The sequence below is a fragment of the Parasynechococcus sp. genome (genome assembly GCF_042954325.1).
In the GTDB taxonomy this organism is placed as follows: Bacteria; Cyanobacteriota; Cyanobacteriia; order PCC-6307; family Cyanobiaceae; genus Parasynechococcus.
The window spans coordinates 29,786-43,808 of record NZ_JBGKDS010000086.1 but is presented as its reverse complement, the minus strand read 5'-3'; the positions used below and the strand labels follow the sequence as shown (position 1 = coordinate 43,808).

Sequence of the window (14,023 nt, the reverse complement as noted above, 5' to 3'; positions counted from 1 at the left end):
CCCGAGGGATTCTTCCTAAAGATACGATCACAAAGAGTAAACAACACCATCACACAATCCAAATCAATCGAGCCCATGCCTGAACTGGTCAGCCAATATCCGCGCCCACCAAAGCTAGAATTTAGCGATGAAAGCATTCGCGTCATCGCCCTAGGAGAGGTGCTGATTGAAACCTCCAGAAGCATTCGAATTCTGGAAACATTTCACCCTCCCACCTATTATTTCCCCCCTGAGGTCGTGAATCACGATCTACTGAAACCATCCACAGGACGCTCGACATTTTGTGAATGGAAAGGCGTGGCGAGTTACTTCGACATCCACCACGACAACCGACGTCTTGAACGCTCGATCTGGTGCTATCCCTCGCCCAGCGCACGCTTCGCGGAACTCGCAGGATGGTTTGCGCTCTATCCCGGACGGATGGATGGCTGCTGGGTGAACGACGAGTCCGTCACCCCTCAAGCTGGTGGATTTTATGGAGGATGGATCACCTCACGGGTCCAAGGTCCGTTTAAAGGAGACCCGAATCACCCTGAATTAATCTAATTTAAAAACATAAAAATCAGCAGCAGTGCGAAAGTCAACGACAAGTCAGAGAAGTCCAAAGCCAGAGAGTTGCCTGCTCTCGCTTGCCCACTGAGGTCGTAAACGACAACAATCAACGCAGCATTGACACAAAGGTCGTTGACAAACTCAGCCATTTGGCGAACGTCAGAACAAATCGATTAACGCCTGTTAACACTGACCAGCAACTGAATCGTGCGCCCAAGAGCCTCTCGAAGCGATCTGAATCCTGCGATTGACACACCCTGAAGCCTTTACAAAGAAGGGAATTGGTTGGTTGCCATTGCACATCAAAAGGTCAATCCACGTGGCAAAACGGCCAGCCAACCGTCAACCCTGCAGTGTCTTGAGATTTGCTTGTGCAGCTTTCAGGGCTTCTTCACAAGCCTCGCGATCATCGTGATCAATATCGCCTTGGCTTCCGTTCAGCCGTGCCTCAAGGAAGGCGATCTCATCAATCCAATAGCGCTTGCCCTTGACGTCCTGACTTGTCATTCCTTCGCGCAAAGACTCTGGTCTTAAGCATAGTCGCCATCAAAACTCAAAGTCGTACAGAGGCCGACACACCTGCGCGTCCAAAATCAGTTGGCACATCGGCCAATCTTGATCGTCCCTGATGTCGTTGCATGCATTCTGTCGAACAAAAGCAAGGAGCTTGGCGGCAGTAGAGGGCGTCATCATCCCAATCGTTCGCCATCTCTTGTGCAATCGAACCTGCCCCATGGAAGGGACAAAATCACCATAAAAAACTGGAGCTGGATGGATCTCACGATCCCGTCAAGGCCGAGACCGATGTCCAATCACAGCGAAAAACGGATCGCCGTTCGCACCCCACAGCCCGGCGATCCCAGAGGCCCTGGTCGATTCAGCGATCCGCTCGACGTTGATCCAACCCTGTGCCGATAAAACCGATTCGACGTAGTCAAGATGCTCTTGATCAGAGGAGTCCGTCCAGATTTGCGGCGCTTTGGTGAAAAACATCCGATTACTGAAGGCCACAATGATCTCTCCCCCAGGCCGAGTGACACGAAGCAACTCCTCAGCGATCGCTTCCGGTTGGGTCCAGTATTGCCAGGCCGCAACCGCCAAACAAACATCAACGGATGCGGAGTCCAAGGGAACCCGCTGATCTCGATTGAAATCCTGGATCCAATGCTGATCGAGGCGTTCATTGGCCTGAAGCTCAGCCTCATTCATGCCGTGACCGATCACACGGTCGTAGGTCACATCCTCCGGAAGATGACTCACCCAGGAGGAGCCAAGATCCAGAACAGTGGCGCAGGGAGGAATGCGCTCGCGATACAGCTGGGTTAAGCGTGATCGAAACCCTTGATCGAGATGGTGGACAAAGCGTGGATCGCGATAAAAAACACGATCATCCTCACGATCCAGCTTGAAACGCTGGTTGTCAGACAACAGCTGAGTTGCCATCTTTGCCCTGAAATCCCTCGCCGAGTCTGTCGGCTTTGACCCAGAACTGTGGGGTGCTCAACCCAGTGACAGATACCAGCGCAACACCCCACTGAGTTGCCCGACGATGCCTTCACCCGTCGCCCACTCCCCTAGAACAGCAGCCGCAAAACCCAGCATGGCCACACGCCCGTTGAGCTGCTCGACCCCGGACAAGGCGTGTCGATTCCAGGGACGTGCCGTTGTCAGGGACTCGCCAAAGCGCTCCGGCTGCTCATATTGATACTGGGGCTTCGACATCCGTAAAGCAGCAATAGGCACATCAGCCTATGGCTGATTCCGTTCGAGGGCTGAACAGATCCAAGCCACCCGGTCGGCGGACCCCGGACGGGAGGGGTAGGTCTCCCATTGCTGATCCGAATCAAGGCGCTGCAACTCCCCCTCCTGGCAAAGCGCACGCATGGGCAAGCTGCGCACCACCCAGGGATCGGAACCACGACGCAACATCAACAGGGCTTCAAAGTGAACGGAGCCATCGGCGGAGGGACGCCGCTGACGGAGATATTCGGCGACACGGCGGCTGTCAGTGATCTGCGCATCGATGAAATGCCAGCGTTCTGCCAGCTGCGGGTGCTGGTCGATGAGGGCATGGCGCTGATCCCGCCATAGGCCGGGCTCAGGCCGAGGCTGCCAGCGGGTTTGAGCCTGAACGGCGGTGGACAAGACAGCTGCGGAGATCGCAACGGCAAGACAACGCAACGGCATCAGACACCAACCTCTCCCTTGACTGTGCCCCAGCGACCGCTAAGACACGACCAGTACACACGTATTAGTCATGGCGTCGTCCCTTCCGCTGCGCGTGCTAGTCGGCGATCTGGTCGTCGTTGGGGATCCAGGAGAACTGCAAAACAATCCCTGCTCCACCAACTGGTTTCTGGCTGAGGTGCTCGGAACGTCATCGGCACATGCCCACGGCAACACCCGTTTCGTGCAGGTCTGGAATGTCGACAGTGGCGTGATCTCCTGGGAAGACAGCAGCCGCGTCACACGCGCCCTCGGCCGGCGGAGAGACGCATGGGGAATGAGCCTTAACACTGATTGCGGTGCATGGGCGGGGACACAACACTGGAAGAATCCAATCGGAGGGATTGATGGAGGCAACCACTCCACCCGAGTGCTGGAGAGCTGCGATGTGGGCGTGATCGCATAAGTCGTTCACCGTTCAACAACGTCGCTGCGTCGATGCTTGTTCCCCGACTCATTATCCGGAGGCTGTATGAAATTCGTTCTCAAATGGTTTGGTGAGGCCTTTGCCCATGCCATGGGTGCCTTTGATGAAACCGAAAAGCGCAATGTTCCGCCTCCAATCGGGACTCAGCCCTACCGAGATACCCCCCTCAGACGCGGTCACCACGACTGATCTGAAGTCGAGCAGCCGTTGATCCAACCGCTCCGTTGTTCCTCAAACCAAAGGGAACGGCGGAGTTTTTTTACTCACTAGAGATGCAAGCGATCCAGTCAGTGCTCTGACTCCCCCTTGGATTTGCTGCGCTCAAACCACAGGGCAATGCCCAAGGAGATGGTGATCGCAATCGCGGCACCTGCAAACACGAACGCGAATTCAACTGGCATGGGAAAGGATCAAAGCGACCTGAGCCGAGGCACAGTATCGATGCTTTCCAGGATCCTGACAGAAGGGAGTTCCCATCAGCCATGCAAGCTCCTCAAGCCCTGCTGAAACGCATCGCGCCTGACCCAACGATGGCCGCAGGTCAGCAACGACTGGTTGTTGTGTTGAGCCAACTCGGCGACTTTGACTCACTCGAATATGCAGAAGCTCTGGTTCAATCCTGGGATCAAATCGCAGCAGCCTCAATCCAAGTGTGCGCCATCGGCATCGGCGATAACAACAGTGCTGATCGGTTCTGCACATTCACAGGCTTTCCAAGAGATCGGCTGTCTGTGGAACCGAACGCTGAACTCCACACCAGCCTGGGGCTCTACCCAGGCCTCAGCACTCCCGGGGGAGCTTGGACGAATCTGCTGCTGATGTGCGCAGGAATCGGGTCCCCAGGAACACTGAAAGAAGTCATCCGGGGCTACACAGGCGACCGATCAGCACCGGCCAGACTCAACACTTCACTCTTCGACTTGGCCGGCCAGGGGTTTCAACGTCCCTTTGAATTAGCCAGCGTGCGACTGCAAAATATGGTCGAAGTCCTAGGACGCTGGCAGACGTATGTACCGGACCAACGTTATCTGTGTCAACGCGGAGGGACCTATCTCATCGATGAAAATAACGACTTGATTTATCAGCATCAGGACCGGGGAATTCTTGGCTTTTCTGAAACGATGGCCAATCCACTTCAGTTCTTAGAACACCGTCTGAATTCATGACAGGTATCAACGGGGCCGACATCCTGCGGTGGGAGCAAGAGGCACGGCAATCGGGATCCCTGATCCAAGCATCGCAACTGTGGGCGCGATGGAATCTTGATCAGGTCTTCGATCGCAGCGGTCAGTCTGGAGGATTGGGGACATCCAGCCTTCTGCGTGCATTTCAGGCATGTCTGATCCTCGCGCCGCACGGCGAAGAACCGTCCGACCGTGCACTGGCTGTTGCCAATCAAATCAGCGTGGGCCCCCTGGTCTTGCGTTTTGAGGGTGAAGGGCAACTGATCGGACGACGCCCCCTTCTGCAATTCAGCTTCACGTCAGTGATGCTCAAACTCGGAGCGGTGACACTGCTACAGCGGACGTTGGCACGACCAACAGCCAAGTCGATGCCGTTTTTTGCACTGATCAGAATCAATCACAACGATGGAACGTTGGCCGCCCGTGGCCGTGGAGGTGGGCTAGCAGTATGGAAACGTGATGCGTCTTCGAACCGCCATGTCGGGTGATGTTGCTTTAGCAATGCTGAAGAGAGACAACCAATGGCTGATGCAATTGCGTGATGACCGTCCAGACATTCTTTACCCAGGTCACTGGGGATTATTCGGTGGTCATCTTGAGGATGATGAAACACCTGAGGATGCCATCAAGAGAGAATTATTGGAAGAAATCAATTGGACACCACAGCACCCACTGAAACATTGGTTCAGCCACAACAACGGCAGGCGAACCGTTCACTTGTTTCGAGGAAGGCTCGATGTTCACCTGCATGAATTAACGCTGCAGGAAGGCCAAGATCTTCTATTGGCACCACTGGAGAAAATACTGAGTGGCACCCTATGGAGTGATGTTGTTGCACAGAACCGACCGATCGCCCCCGGCTTGCAGGTTGTTCTTGATCGACTCACCCAGGAGAACCAATGACTCAAACCATGGCAACACAATCCAATCCATGGTTGGAGCTGAAGAACATTGAGGTCTGGCAAAACAACCTCGCACTGGTCAAAGGTCTCAGCCTGGACCTCGTACTCGGTGAGTCAACAACGGTTCTTGGCCCCAACGGCTCAGGGAAAAGCACCCTGGTGAAGTTGATTGAGCGACGTCTGCACCCGATCGTGAAGCCAGAGTCTCATCTGCGCTTATTCGGCAGCGAGAACATTCATCTCCAGAATCTGCGCCAGCGCATCGGCATTCTCAACAGTGAATTAGATGAACGCATCCCGGGCCGATGTTTGGTCCGTGAGGTGGTTCTGAGCGGCTGCTTTGGCAGCACAAGACTTGGACGAGGTCAGACGCCAAGCTTGCAACAAAACAATGCCGCAACTGACGTCCTGAAACGATTCGAGCTCAATGAACTCGAGGAGCGCCAGTATTGCCAGCTATCGGACGGCCAAAAACGCAGACTTCTCATCGCACGGGCCCTGATTCATCGACCGGAAGTACTCATCCTCGATGAACCGGCACGGGCCCTCGATCTGCGCGCTTGCCATCAGCTGCTGGGACTCATTAGCGGCCTATGCCAAGAGGGGGTCACAGTGGTGCAGGTCACCCACCGGATCGAAACCATTGTGCCAGAGATGAAAAGATTGGTGTATTTAAAGGATGGAGATGTGATCGACGATGGGTCGCCACAATCCCTGCTTAAGTCTGACAAGCTCAGCGCATTATTTGATACTGATTTAACAGTTGTGCGCGCTAATGGTTTCTACCAAGTTGTGCCCGCATCACAGATGAATTAGCCCAGTGACAGGGCTGCATCCATCCGCTTGGCTTCCTGCTCGAGGAAGTCGTTCCACATTCCAATCAAAAACGATAACGTTTTCAACGAACTAATTTGCTGCGGAGATCCTGGAGCAGTGTATTTAAAGTCCATGAACATTTTGTCAGCGACTGACTGCTGTTCACGGCAACGATTATCAATGGTCATGACAGCTTTTCGTCAGAGGTCGCCAATCGGATCGTCCAGAGCGCGAAGCAGGAAGCACCGAAGGCTCCGAAACAAGTCAGGAGAAGTTGCGTCGTCATAAATGAGGGCTAACGCAGATCAGGAGGCCTGGAAGTGATTCGAACACGAATCAAAACAAGTCTCTTTACAAATCTACACGATTCAACCCTGCGGTGCGGACGGCCTAGCCGAACAGGGCAGGGAGCACCACGATCACAACCAGGACGCCCACGGCGATCCAGGCCCAAAACGGCAGACGGCCAACACTGACGCTCGAACGACGCAAAGCTGATCCACCACCGCCTCCGCCGCCTTGCCCCTGCGGGGTACCGCAACGCGTGCACACCAGGCGACCGGCCAACGAACGATCAGCACGAAACGAACGACTTCCGCATTGACGACAGGGACGAACCGACAAGGCAGCGAGATGTCAAAAACGAACCCTCTGATGGTAAGGCGAAAGTTGTGCTGGTTCAATCGCAAAAACCGAACAACAACACCACTCCAGACAACTCCCTCCATCACTGATAGAGTCTCGAAAGCTAAAGAACCAACCCTTGGCAAATACTTTCAAACCTATTCAGATTGACAACAAGAAAAGCAAAACAGTTAAAGTCCCCAAGGGTTTCGGCCACGAAGCGACCAAGGGCACTGTCGTTGAGCTCAATATCAATACACCCGGCACCGAGTCCACACTTTTTCTTGAGCTTTACGACAGGAAAGGGGCCGGCGACAACATCACCAAAAAAACAGCAAAAAACTTTCTCAAATACACAAAAAAGGGGCTTTACGACAACAGCTTTTTTCACCGGTCTGTCGACAGCTTCGTCATTCAGGCCGGGGGGTTTTCCGTCCCTGATCAAAACTTCCTTGAGGGCGGTCGTCCCGACAGCATCAAAACCTTTTCAACCCTTCAAAATGAGCCTGGCAACCCGAACGTAACGGGAACGGTCGCCATGGCAAAAATGCCTGGGGATTCAGATAGTGCCACCAGTCAGTGGTTTGTGAACCTGACGGACAATGATTTTCTAGACGTCGACAACGGTGGATACACCGTCTTCGGAAATGTCCTCGGCGATGGGATGGACGTGGTCAACACAATGGCAACAGCCATTGTGGTTCCTGCCGCCGAGTACTACCAAAACTCTGCACTCAACGAACTCCCTCTCTGGGAGGTCAATGTCGGCTCTCAAGATGGTTCTGAGATTGCCGATGTACGCCCGCAGGATTTCCTGACCATTCTGGATGCCAAAAAACTGGGCAAAAAAGATGCACTGGCCAGTTATGAGGTAAGTTCATCGGACCCATCACTTGTCACCGCAGAAATCAACAAGAAAAACAAAATCTCTCTCCAGGCATCCCAGAGCAAGAAAGGAACAGCTGAAATCACCATCACGGCGACCTCTCTTCTAGATGGAGAATCTACGAAGGAGAGTTTTGACGTCATCATCGGTGGACAACGGCGCGAACGGCGCCAGGGCCGACGACCCATGATTGACATCTATGTGGACGGTGGAAGTTTTGAAAGTCCTTTCTATAACTTCTTCGATTCGGAGGGCGATCAAATCGATGATTTAATCATCAATCCTCGTGATAAATACACCTTCCATCGTCTTGATGGCGCCACCAGTCATCCTTTCTATATCTCTGAAATCGATGCTCCGGGTGCGACCGGTCGTGGGATTAAACAACGCGGTGATGGCTCGGATGAGCAGGGGATCGTTGGCGATGAACGCTTCAAACTCCGCTTCTCCAAAGCAGCACGGAAGCGTCTAACCAATGAGACCGGACTGCGGTATTTCTGCACCTCGCATCCGTCGATGACCTCCGAACTCAGCCTCGACGCGGAGCCGACCCCTGCCAACGAGATTCCCCTCCCTGGAAGCTCTGAACCGGTGCTCTAAACATCGCTGCTGCGGTGGTTGTTCACCACCACCGCAGCAAGCACCCCACCGCAAAACCCACTGGCATGTCCAATCCAAGAGACCCCTGCTGGAGACACTCCCGGGATGAGGGTCACCACGGTTGGCCCATAGAGCCAAAGCGCGATAGCACTCAGAAGAATCGACAGGGGACGACGTTCAAGCCAGCCGATCAACAACAAAAAGCCCAGTAAGCCGTACACAACTCCCGACAAACCATGGCTGGCCCTCGGCCAGACCAGAGCCACAGGACAACTCAGAACAATCACACCGAGCCAGACCGCCCAATAGTCGCGGCGCCCTCGACTCAACACCATCCAGCTGAGCGGGAGAAAAATCAGCGAATTGGAGATCAGATGACCCCAGCCTGCATGGCTGAACGGTGCAGTGAAAACACGCCAAAACGGTAAACCTGCCCCCATGGGCAGATTCCACGTGCCGCTGAACAACAACTGATCCAGGCCTTCCTGAAACCACATCAGGCCGAGCAAGCCCAGCGGAAGGATCAATCGGTCCCGCACATTCAGCTCCCGAGGATCACAATGATGACTTCTGTTCAGGCTGGATGGCGGACGAGCCGGTCGACGTTGTGGTGATCGGTAGCGGCATTGGCGGTCTCTGCTGCGGTGCCCTATGTGCACGGGCGGGTCGCAGTGTTGTCGTTCTCGAAGCCCATCAACAGCCCGGTGGAGCCGCCCATGGCTTTGAGCGCGGGGGGTTCCACTTCGAATCCGGCCCCTCTCTATGGAGCGGTTTGAGCCGCTGGCCGAGCAACAACCCTCTGCGTCAAATTCTTCAGGCCATCGGCGAGGGCGACCTCCCGGTGGTCCGTTACAGCGATTGGGATGTTCTTCTTCCCGAGGGTCACCGTTCCATCGGTGTGGGCTGTGATGCTTTCGAAGCAGTCGTCCGTGATCTGAGCGGAGCGGCAGCCGTTGAGGAATGGCGACGGTTCGTTGCTGTGCTGCAACCGATTGCCGCGGCGGCCGACGCCCTGCCCCTTCTCGCCCTGCGGCCTGGTGTGGACATGGTGGCCCAAGTGCTGAAGCAGGGCCCGCGACTGATGAAGCACCTTCCGGCGATGCGACATCTCGCCGGTGCCTTTGGCCCTCTCGTTGATCGCCATCTTCAGGACCCCTTCCTCAGGCATTGGGTTGATCTGCTCTGCTTTCTGATCAGTGGACTGCCGATGGCAGACACCAACGCGGCCGCGATGGCCACGTTGTTCGGCGAATGGTTCAGTGACGACGCTTGCCTGGACTATCCGCTGGGAGGCAGTGCCGCGGTTGTGGACGCTCTGGTTCGAGGACTGGAGCGTCACGGAGGCCACCTGCGGCTGGGCACCCCCGTCGAATCACTGCTGATGGACGACGACCGTTGTATCGGTGTGCGTTGCAGCAGCGGTGAGGAGATTCGCGCACGCGAGGTTGTCAGCAATGCCGACGTGTGGACCACGACCAATTGGCTTCCCGACACCACGGCACCGGCCTGGCGGCAGGACAGAGCAGCCACACCCGCCTGCGGATCCTTTCTCCATCTCCACCTTGGCTTCGATGCCACCGGCCTGGACAAGCTGCCGATTCACACGGTCTGGGTGGGGGACTGGGAGCGCGGCATCAATGCCCCCAGCAATGCCATGGTGCTGTCGATTCCCTCTGTCCTGGACCCATCCATGGCCCCGGCGGGGCAGCACGTCCTGCATGGCTACACCCCCGCCAATGAACCGTGGCACCTTTGGGACGGGCTCTCCCGGGGTAGTCAGGACTACAAGCGATTGAAGGACGAGCGCTGTCAGTTGTTCTGGTCGGTCTTGGAGCAACGCATCCCAGACATTCGGGACCGCTGCAGCATCGTGATGGAAGGCACACCGCTGACGCATCAGCACTTCCTGCGAACCCATCAGGGCAGCTACGGACCCGCACTGTCAGCGGCCCAAGGGTTGTTCCCCGGTGTGAACACGCCCGTTGCGGGTCTCTGGATGTGCGGGGCCAGCACCTTTCCAGGCATCGGCATTCCACCGGTGGCCGCCAGTGGTGCCATGGCAGCCCACGCCATTGTTGGACGCAAAGCCCAATCGCAACTCTTGAACGACTTGGGGCTCTGAGTCGCTCGCCGTCATAGTCTCCAACGCAGGACAACCCCGGTGGGATGAAGACGAACGCAAGGATCGATGCCCTTCAGCTGATGTTGACCGATCTGCGCACCCGCAATGAGCCGATACGGCACAAAGCGGCTTTCCGTGGTTGCCAACCAGAATTTCAGACCTTGGTCAGCCAGTTGATTGAACAACTGGAAACCGAACTGATGGGTGAAAAGCAGCGTTATCGCGAAGAAAGTCGCACTGCCGCCAAATCCTGAACCAAGTCAACGTTGCTCCACAAAAAAAGGGAGTGGTGATGCCACTCCCTGAGATCCCCTAGTAGTCCGAATGGACGCGTGTGGTGCACTCCTGTGTGGAACGCCATCAGTTTGAGGGCTCAGTACGGCACAAAACGTGTCTAAAAGCACGGTCAGCATTCACATTTGCAAACCGGGACACAAGTCTGAGGACACATGCAATGCAGAATGCTGCTTGGTTTCCAGGGCGCCCCTGTGCATCGTTTGCGGAACCGCGTTCGCAACCTCTTTGGCGACGAGTGCCAAGGGGGGACAAGCACAACTGTTGATCGTTTCATCAGTCTGCTGATTGCCTTTTCCATCGTGCTTGCCGTCCTGGCGACGGAACCGGTGGTTCGGGCCGATTACATCGACCTGCTCAAAAATCTCGACCTTGGAATTGCCATTCTGTTCCTGATTGAGTATCTGATGCGACTGTGGATCGCACCGCTGAAACAAGGCGCACGTCAAGGAATTCGAGGCATCATCGACTATGCGTTGACGCCGATGGCCTTACTGGACCTCTTGGCGATCACCCCAACAATCCTGGGTGTCGTCAGCCCGGAACTGTATGTGCTGAGAATTGTTCGTTTGGTGCGCATCGGACGGATTGGTCGATCACGGCACTTTCGACGCAGTATCCGACACTTCAACCGCGCCATCACATCGAAACGCGAAGAGTTGCAGATCTCAGCGATCTACTCCGGTGTGGTGATCATGGTCAGCAGCGTGTTGATGTACCTGGCCGAAGGAGCTGTCCAACAGGACCAATTTGGTTCGATCCCACGATGCCTTTGGTGGTCATTAATTACGGTGACCACAGTGGGCTATGGGGATACATTTCCCATCACAGCCCTGGGACGGGTCGTGGCTTCCCTGACGGCCGTGGGCGGTATCGCCGTGATCGCGATTCCGATCGGCATCATCTCAGCGGGATTCACGGAATCGCTCAACGGTGGCATCAACGATCCGATGTCTCCTGTTCAGCCTGCTCAAACGCCGTCGGAACCAGGACCAGAAAAAGCCACCACCACACGATCACGCCAGTCGTGACCAAGGCCGTCAACCAAATCAGATGGAAAAACAACCAACTCAGCGCGATGGCGGTCACCCCGGTGAGAACAATGCTCCAGGGCTGACACCACCAGGGTTTCTGGTCCCAGAGAGAGCTCAACGCAAGCGGCTCAACTGACCGGAGCCGTGCCAATCGGTCAACGCGTCATAGCCACCGATCAACTCGTTGTTGATAAAAACTTGGGGGAACGTCCGCATTCCGCTGCGTTGATACAACTGCTCGAAGGCAGCGTCATCGTTGACTGTGATCACCTGATGAGGAAGGTCCAACGTGCGCAGGAGACGAAGGGCACGACTGCACCAGGGACAACCCGGCAAAACAGCGATCTCCACCTGAGGAGCCATGGCTTCGGCGACGGGAGCTGGATCCTGTGCCGCTTGGGGCTGATCGAGCACTCCGATCAGAAGGTCAACGCCTTTCTGGACAATCGTTCCAGGTTCCAGATGACCACCCCAGACCTGGCAAGCACCGTCGGAGAGGCTGAGGTGGAGATGGATACCAGCAGGTGACAGCGTTCCATTCAGGGTGATCACTTCCAGATCACCCTCCAAAACCGTGGGATCCGGCCGACCGGGACACTGAAAGGCTGCACGGGTGAGGTTGCCCACGACACCAAGAACGAATCCTGTGAGCTGATGCTCCTGCGCCAAGGCCGCGAGGGACTGGTGCAGATCGCTGCCTGGGCTGAGAGTCAATGGCAGCGAACGCATTGCACCTTGGAAAGCGCAGCTAATTTACGTCGCAACGGGGCAAAACGAACAAAAACACAAAAAAGCACGATACCGTGCCAAAATAGGCACGAATAAGTGTCGAAATCGTGCCATTACTGGAAGACTTGATTCAGGAGCTCCAGCAGCGGCTCAGCCCGAGCAGCACAGTTCCCAGCAGTGCCGCTGTCGCAGAGGCTGCACAATCGGAGCGCATCAACGTCACCCTTCCCGGTGGGGTCATGGAGGAACTCAAGCGGCACGCTCTGGCTGAAGGCCGTAGTTGCGGCAATCTCGCCTCGTATCTCATTGAAGACGGTCTGCGCCGCCACCGTCCCCTCCAGCAGAACGGTGACTGAGATCACACCAGCCGGCTCGACTCGATCAGAACAAGTAGCGCCCGGCGATCGTTTCGATCTCTTTGCTGCGTTGCATCTTCAGAACACTGACATCCAAAGGGGTCCTCAATGGACTGTTCGGCTGTAGTGCAAAGCCGTAGGTCTCTTCCGCCAGGCTGAAGGGTGCCAGGCGAACCCCAAGCCGGGGATTGGCCTTGAGGTGATAACGAATCGCCGGACGATCGAAAATCACAGCCTCCACGTGCCCCTTCTCCAGTTGCTCAATCGCATCTGCCAATTGCTTGACGGCGATGATGCGCATCTCCCCCCGCCGGGCTAACTCTTCACCGCTGGTGCCAGCGACCACCGCAACGCGCTGCTCCTTGAGCCCTTCTGCCGACTGGATTCCACCATCACTTGCACCGGACAGAAACAGGGTGAACGCCGAGGCCAGCCCTGCGGTGATCGACGAAACCGCGATCAAGGACATCACCATCCAGACGGCGGTGATGCCTTTGCCGACCCGTGTCACCGGTGCTTTATCGCCGTAACCGACAGTGGTGAGGGTGACGAGGGCAAACCACATGCCGTTGGCGACGCCGGGAAGAACAGCCCGGGGAAATTGAACACTGTTCTGGCGACGTTCCGCGCACCAAATCAAGACACCGACCGTCGCCAGCACAGAGATCAGGGCCAGGACAGACGACACAGCCGCCCATCCGAAGAAGACCTGCAGACGACGAAACAGGGGCGGGGCCTTGAGCGGGAGGAGCACCCCGGACTTGGCGAAAAAGTAGGGCTGGGTGAAATCAACGTCCGGACGAGCCAGCCGCGCCGGCGTGATGCTGATCGGTCCCACCAGCAAATCCAGTCGCCCCTGTTCAACCGCATCAATCCCGGCTGCCGGGGTCGCTTGCCCAACAAGTTCGAACTGAACGTTGTTCTCTGCGGCGATGGCACGCCAGACATCCAAGCTGATGCCTTCGAATTGGTCACCGTTCTGCATCACAAAGGGTGCCGTGCCAATCACACCAACTTTCAACGGTTCAGCCCGCAGGGGGAACGCTGAAAGCACCAAACTGGCGCTAGCGAGCACGCAAGAGAGCAGACGTTTCACGGGCAGATCCTCCGCGAAGGTTGATCAACCCTGTTCCAGCTTCTTGACGATCAAGGCCATCGCAACCAGCGAGCCACCGAGAGCGATCAAAAGGGCAATGGTCATGGCGCGTCATCGACGATGAATGGGGACAGCGTGACATCCACATCGCCAAACAACCAGGGTCCAGATCTGC

Annotated in this window: 21 protein-coding genes and 1 pseudogene; 12 read left to right on the top strand and 10 right to left on the bottom strand. The window is 56.1% G+C overall.

Annotated features, from left to right (window positions below):
• The first annotated feature begins 75 nt into the window (after positions 1–75).
• Positions 76–546, top strand: coding sequence for a DUF427 domain-containing protein (locus tag ACGVKB_RS10815; protein ID WP_392351739.1), 471 nt, complete (start codon positions 76–78; stop codon positions 544–546).
• 348 nt (positions 547–894) lie between these two features.
• On the opposite strand, the gene ACGVKB_RS10810 is transcribed toward ACGVKB_RS10815, so the two are convergent.
• From ACGVKB_RS10810 to ACGVKB_RS10795, 4 genes are all read right to left on the bottom strand, one after another.
• A complete protein-coding gene (locus ACGVKB_RS10810; protein WP_392351738.1) occupies positions 895–1,071 on the bottom strand; it encodes a hypothetical protein in 177 nt (58 codons plus the stop codon).
• A 270-nt stretch (positions 1,072–1,341) separates the two neighbouring features.
• Positions 1,342–1,995 carry a class I SAM-dependent methyltransferase gene (locus ACGVKB_RS10805; RefSeq protein WP_392351737.1) on the bottom strand — a complete coding sequence of 218 codons (654 nt, stop codon included), beginning with the start codon at positions 1,993–1,995 and terminating at the stop codon, positions 1,342–1,344.
• A 57-nt stretch (positions 1,996–2,052) separates the two neighbouring features.
• Positions 2,053–2,274: a high light inducible protein gene (locus ACGVKB_RS10800; protein ID WP_392351736.1), complete on the bottom strand. Its 222-nt coding sequence runs from the start codon at positions 2,272–2,274 to the stop codon at positions 2,053–2,055.
• 27 nt (positions 2,275–2,301) lie between these two features.
• A complete protein-coding gene (locus ACGVKB_RS10795; protein WP_392351735.1) occupies positions 2,302–2,697 on the bottom strand; it encodes a hypothetical protein in 396 nt (131 codons plus the stop codon).
• A 112-nt stretch (positions 2,698–2,809) separates the two neighbouring features.
• On the opposite strand from ACGVKB_RS10795, the gene ACGVKB_RS10790 reads away from it, so the two are divergent.
• The 6 genes from ACGVKB_RS10790 (at position 2,810) to ACGVKB_RS10765 (ending at position 6,107) form a co-directional block, all read left to right on the top strand.
• Positions 2,810–3,184, top strand: coding sequence for a hypothetical protein (locus ACGVKB_RS10790; RefSeq protein ID WP_392351734.1), 375 nt, complete (start codon positions 2,810–2,812; stop codon positions 3,182–3,184).
• A gap of 66 nt (positions 3,185–3,250) precedes the next feature.
• The gene (locus tag ACGVKB_RS10785) at positions 3,251–3,394 is read left to right on the top strand and encodes a hypothetical protein (protein WP_392351733.1); all 144 of its coding nucleotides are present in this window, start codon (positions 3,251–3,253) and stop codon (positions 3,392–3,394) included.
• Positions 3,395–3,687: 293 nt separating this feature from the next.
• Positions 3,688–4,371 (top strand): peroxiredoxin-like family protein, encoded by a 684-nt coding sequence (locus ACGVKB_RS10780; protein WP_392351732.1) that lies wholly within the window; start codon positions 3,688–3,690, stop codon positions 4,369–4,371.
• Positions 4,368–4,877 carry a hypothetical protein gene (locus ACGVKB_RS10775; protein WP_392351731.1) on the top strand — a complete coding sequence of 170 codons (510 nt, stop codon included), beginning with the start codon at positions 4,368–4,370 and terminating at the stop codon, positions 4,875–4,877. The genes ACGVKB_RS10780 and ACGVKB_RS10775 overlap by 4 nt, the downstream gene beginning before the upstream one ends.
• Positions 4,867–5,292, top strand: a complete 426-nt coding sequence (locus ACGVKB_RS10770; RefSeq protein ID WP_392351730.1) for an NUDIX domain-containing protein — start codon at positions 4,867–4,869, stop codon at positions 5,290–5,292. The genes ACGVKB_RS10775 and ACGVKB_RS10770 overlap by 11 nt, the downstream gene beginning before the upstream one ends.
• Before the next feature lie 32 nt (positions 5,293–5,324).
• Positions 5,325–6,107, top strand: coding sequence for an ABC transporter ATP-binding protein (locus tag ACGVKB_RS10765; protein ID WP_392351729.1), 783 nt, complete (start codon positions 5,325–5,327; stop codon positions 6,105–6,107).
• Here ACGVKB_RS10765 and ACGVKB_RS10760 read toward each other — a convergent pair.
• Both ACGVKB_RS10760 and ACGVKB_RS10755 read right to left on the bottom strand, forming a co-directional pair.
• Positions 6,104–6,295, bottom strand: coding sequence for a hypothetical protein (locus ACGVKB_RS10760; RefSeq protein WP_392351728.1), 192 nt, complete (start codon positions 6,293–6,295; stop codon positions 6,104–6,106). The genes ACGVKB_RS10765 and ACGVKB_RS10760 overlap by 4 nt on opposite strands.
• 202 nt (positions 6,296–6,497) lie before the next feature.
• Complete coding sequence (locus ACGVKB_RS10755; RefSeq protein WP_392351727.1) at positions 6,498–6,731, bottom strand: TFIIB-type zinc finger domain-containing protein; 234 nt, start codon at positions 6,729–6,731, stop codon at positions 6,498–6,500.
• Between the two features lie 139 nt (positions 6,732–6,870).
• Between ACGVKB_RS10755 and ACGVKB_RS10750 the strand changes: the two genes are divergently transcribed.
• Entirely contained in the window at positions 6,871–8,217 is a 1,347-nt protein-coding gene (locus ACGVKB_RS10750; RefSeq protein WP_392351726.1) for a peptidylprolyl isomerase, read from the top strand.
• Here ACGVKB_RS10750 and ACGVKB_RS10745 read toward each other — a convergent pair.
• Positions 8,214–8,714 carry a rhomboid family intramembrane serine protease gene (locus tag ACGVKB_RS10745; protein WP_392351770.1) on the bottom strand — a complete coding sequence of 167 codons (501 nt, stop codon included), beginning with the start codon at positions 8,712–8,714 and terminating at the stop codon, positions 8,214–8,216. The two genes, ACGVKB_RS10750 and ACGVKB_RS10745, sit on opposite strands and share 4 nt — an antisense overlap.
• Before the next feature lie 86 nt (positions 8,715–8,800).
• Between ACGVKB_RS10745 and ACGVKB_RS10740 the strand changes: the two genes are divergently transcribed.
• From ACGVKB_RS10740 to ACGVKB_RS10730, 3 genes are all read left to right on the top strand, one after another.
• A complete protein-coding gene (locus ACGVKB_RS10740) occupies positions 8,801–10,339 on the top strand; it encodes a phytoene desaturase family protein (protein WP_392351725.1) in 1,539 nt (512 codons plus the stop codon).
• A gap of 44 nt (positions 10,340–10,383) precedes the next feature.
• Entirely contained in the window at positions 10,384–10,593 is a 210-nt protein-coding gene (locus ACGVKB_RS10735) for a hypothetical protein (RefSeq protein WP_392351724.1), read from the top strand.
• A 207-nt stretch (positions 10,594–10,800) separates the two neighbouring features.
• Entirely contained in the window at positions 10,801–11,664 is an 864-nt protein-coding gene (locus tag ACGVKB_RS10730; protein ID WP_392351723.1) for an ion transporter, read from the top strand.
• Positions 11,665–11,671: 7 nt separating this feature from the next.
• Here the strand turns inward: ACGVKB_RS10730 and ACGVKB_RS10725 are convergent.
• Both ACGVKB_RS10725 and ACGVKB_RS10720 read right to left on the bottom strand, forming a co-directional pair.
• Positions 11,672–11,722 (bottom strand): annotated as a pseudogene (locus tag ACGVKB_RS10725) (hypothetical protein); the annotation flags it as partial.
• Between the two features lie 59 nt (positions 11,723–11,781).
• A complete protein-coding gene (locus tag ACGVKB_RS10720) occupies positions 11,782–12,396 on the bottom strand; it encodes a PCC domain-containing protein (RefSeq protein WP_392351722.1) in 615 nt (204 codons plus the stop codon).
• A gap of 107 nt (positions 12,397–12,503) precedes the next feature.
• Here ACGVKB_RS10720 and ACGVKB_RS10715 point away from each other — a divergent pair, with 107 nt between their 5' ends.
• Entirely contained in the window at positions 12,504–12,752 is a 249-nt protein-coding gene (locus ACGVKB_RS10715) for a CopG family transcriptional regulator (RefSeq protein ID WP_392351721.1), read from the top strand.
• Positions 12,753–12,777: 25 nt separating this feature from the next.
• Here ACGVKB_RS10715 and ACGVKB_RS10710 read toward each other — a convergent pair whose 3' ends face one another.
• The gene (locus tag ACGVKB_RS10710; RefSeq protein ID WP_392351720.1) at positions 12,778–13,848 is read right to left on the bottom strand and encodes a transporter substrate-binding domain-containing protein; all 1,071 of its coding nucleotides are present in this window, start codon (positions 13,846–13,848) and stop codon (positions 12,778–12,780) included.
• Positions 13,849–14,023 lie beyond the last annotated feature (175 nt).

Coding starts and splice junctions, on each gene's coding strand:
- ACGVKB_RS10815 (WP_392351739.1), top strand. CDS start 76: ATGCCTGAACTGGTCAGCCAATATCCGCGCCCACCAAAGCTAGAATTT.
- ACGVKB_RS10805 (WP_392351737.1), bottom strand. CDS start 1,995: ATGGCAACTCAGCTGTTGTCTGACAACCAGCGTTTCAAGCTGGATCGT.
- ACGVKB_RS10800 (WP_392351736.1), bottom strand. CDS start 2,274: ATGTCGAAGCCCCAGTATCAATATGAGCAGCCGGAGCGCTTTGGCGAG.
- ACGVKB_RS10790 (WP_392351734.1), top strand. CDS start 2,810: ATGGCGTCGTCCCTTCCGCTGCGCGTGCTAGTCGGCGATCTGGTCGTC.
- ACGVKB_RS10785 (WP_392351733.1), top strand. CDS start 3,251: ATGAAATTCGTTCTCAAATGGTTTGGTGAGGCCTTTGCCCATGCCATG.
- ACGVKB_RS10780 (WP_392351732.1), top strand. CDS start 3,688: ATGCAAGCTCCTCAAGCCCTGCTGAAACGCATCGCGCCTGACCCAACG.
- ACGVKB_RS10775 (WP_392351731.1), top strand. CDS start 4,368: ATGACAGGTATCAACGGGGCCGACATCCTGCGGTGGGAGCAAGAGGCA.
- ACGVKB_RS10770 (WP_392351730.1), top strand. CDS start 4,867: ATGTCGGGTGATGTTGCTTTAGCAATGCTGAAGAGAGACAACCAATGG.
- ACGVKB_RS10760 (WP_392351728.1), bottom strand. CDS start 6,295: ATGACCATTGATAATCGTTGCCGTGAACAGCAGTCAGTCGCTGACAAA.
- ACGVKB_RS10745 (WP_392351770.1), bottom strand. CDS start 8,714: ATGTGGTTTCAGGAAGGCCTGGATCAGTTGTTGTTCAGCGGCACGTGG.
- ACGVKB_RS10740 (WP_392351725.1), top strand. CDS start 8,801: ATGGCGGACGAGCCGGTCGACGTTGTGGTGATCGGTAGCGGCATTGGC.
- ACGVKB_RS10735 (WP_392351724.1), top strand. CDS start 10,384: ATGAAGACGAACGCAAGGATCGATGCCCTTCAGCTGATGTTGACCGAT.
- ACGVKB_RS10730 (WP_392351723.1), top strand. CDS start 10,801: ATGCTGCTTGGTTTCCAGGGCGCCCCTGTGCATCGTTTGCGGAACCGC.
- ACGVKB_RS10720 (WP_392351722.1), bottom strand. CDS start 12,396: ATGCGTTCGCTGCCATTGACTCTCAGCCCAGGCAGCGATCTGCACCAG.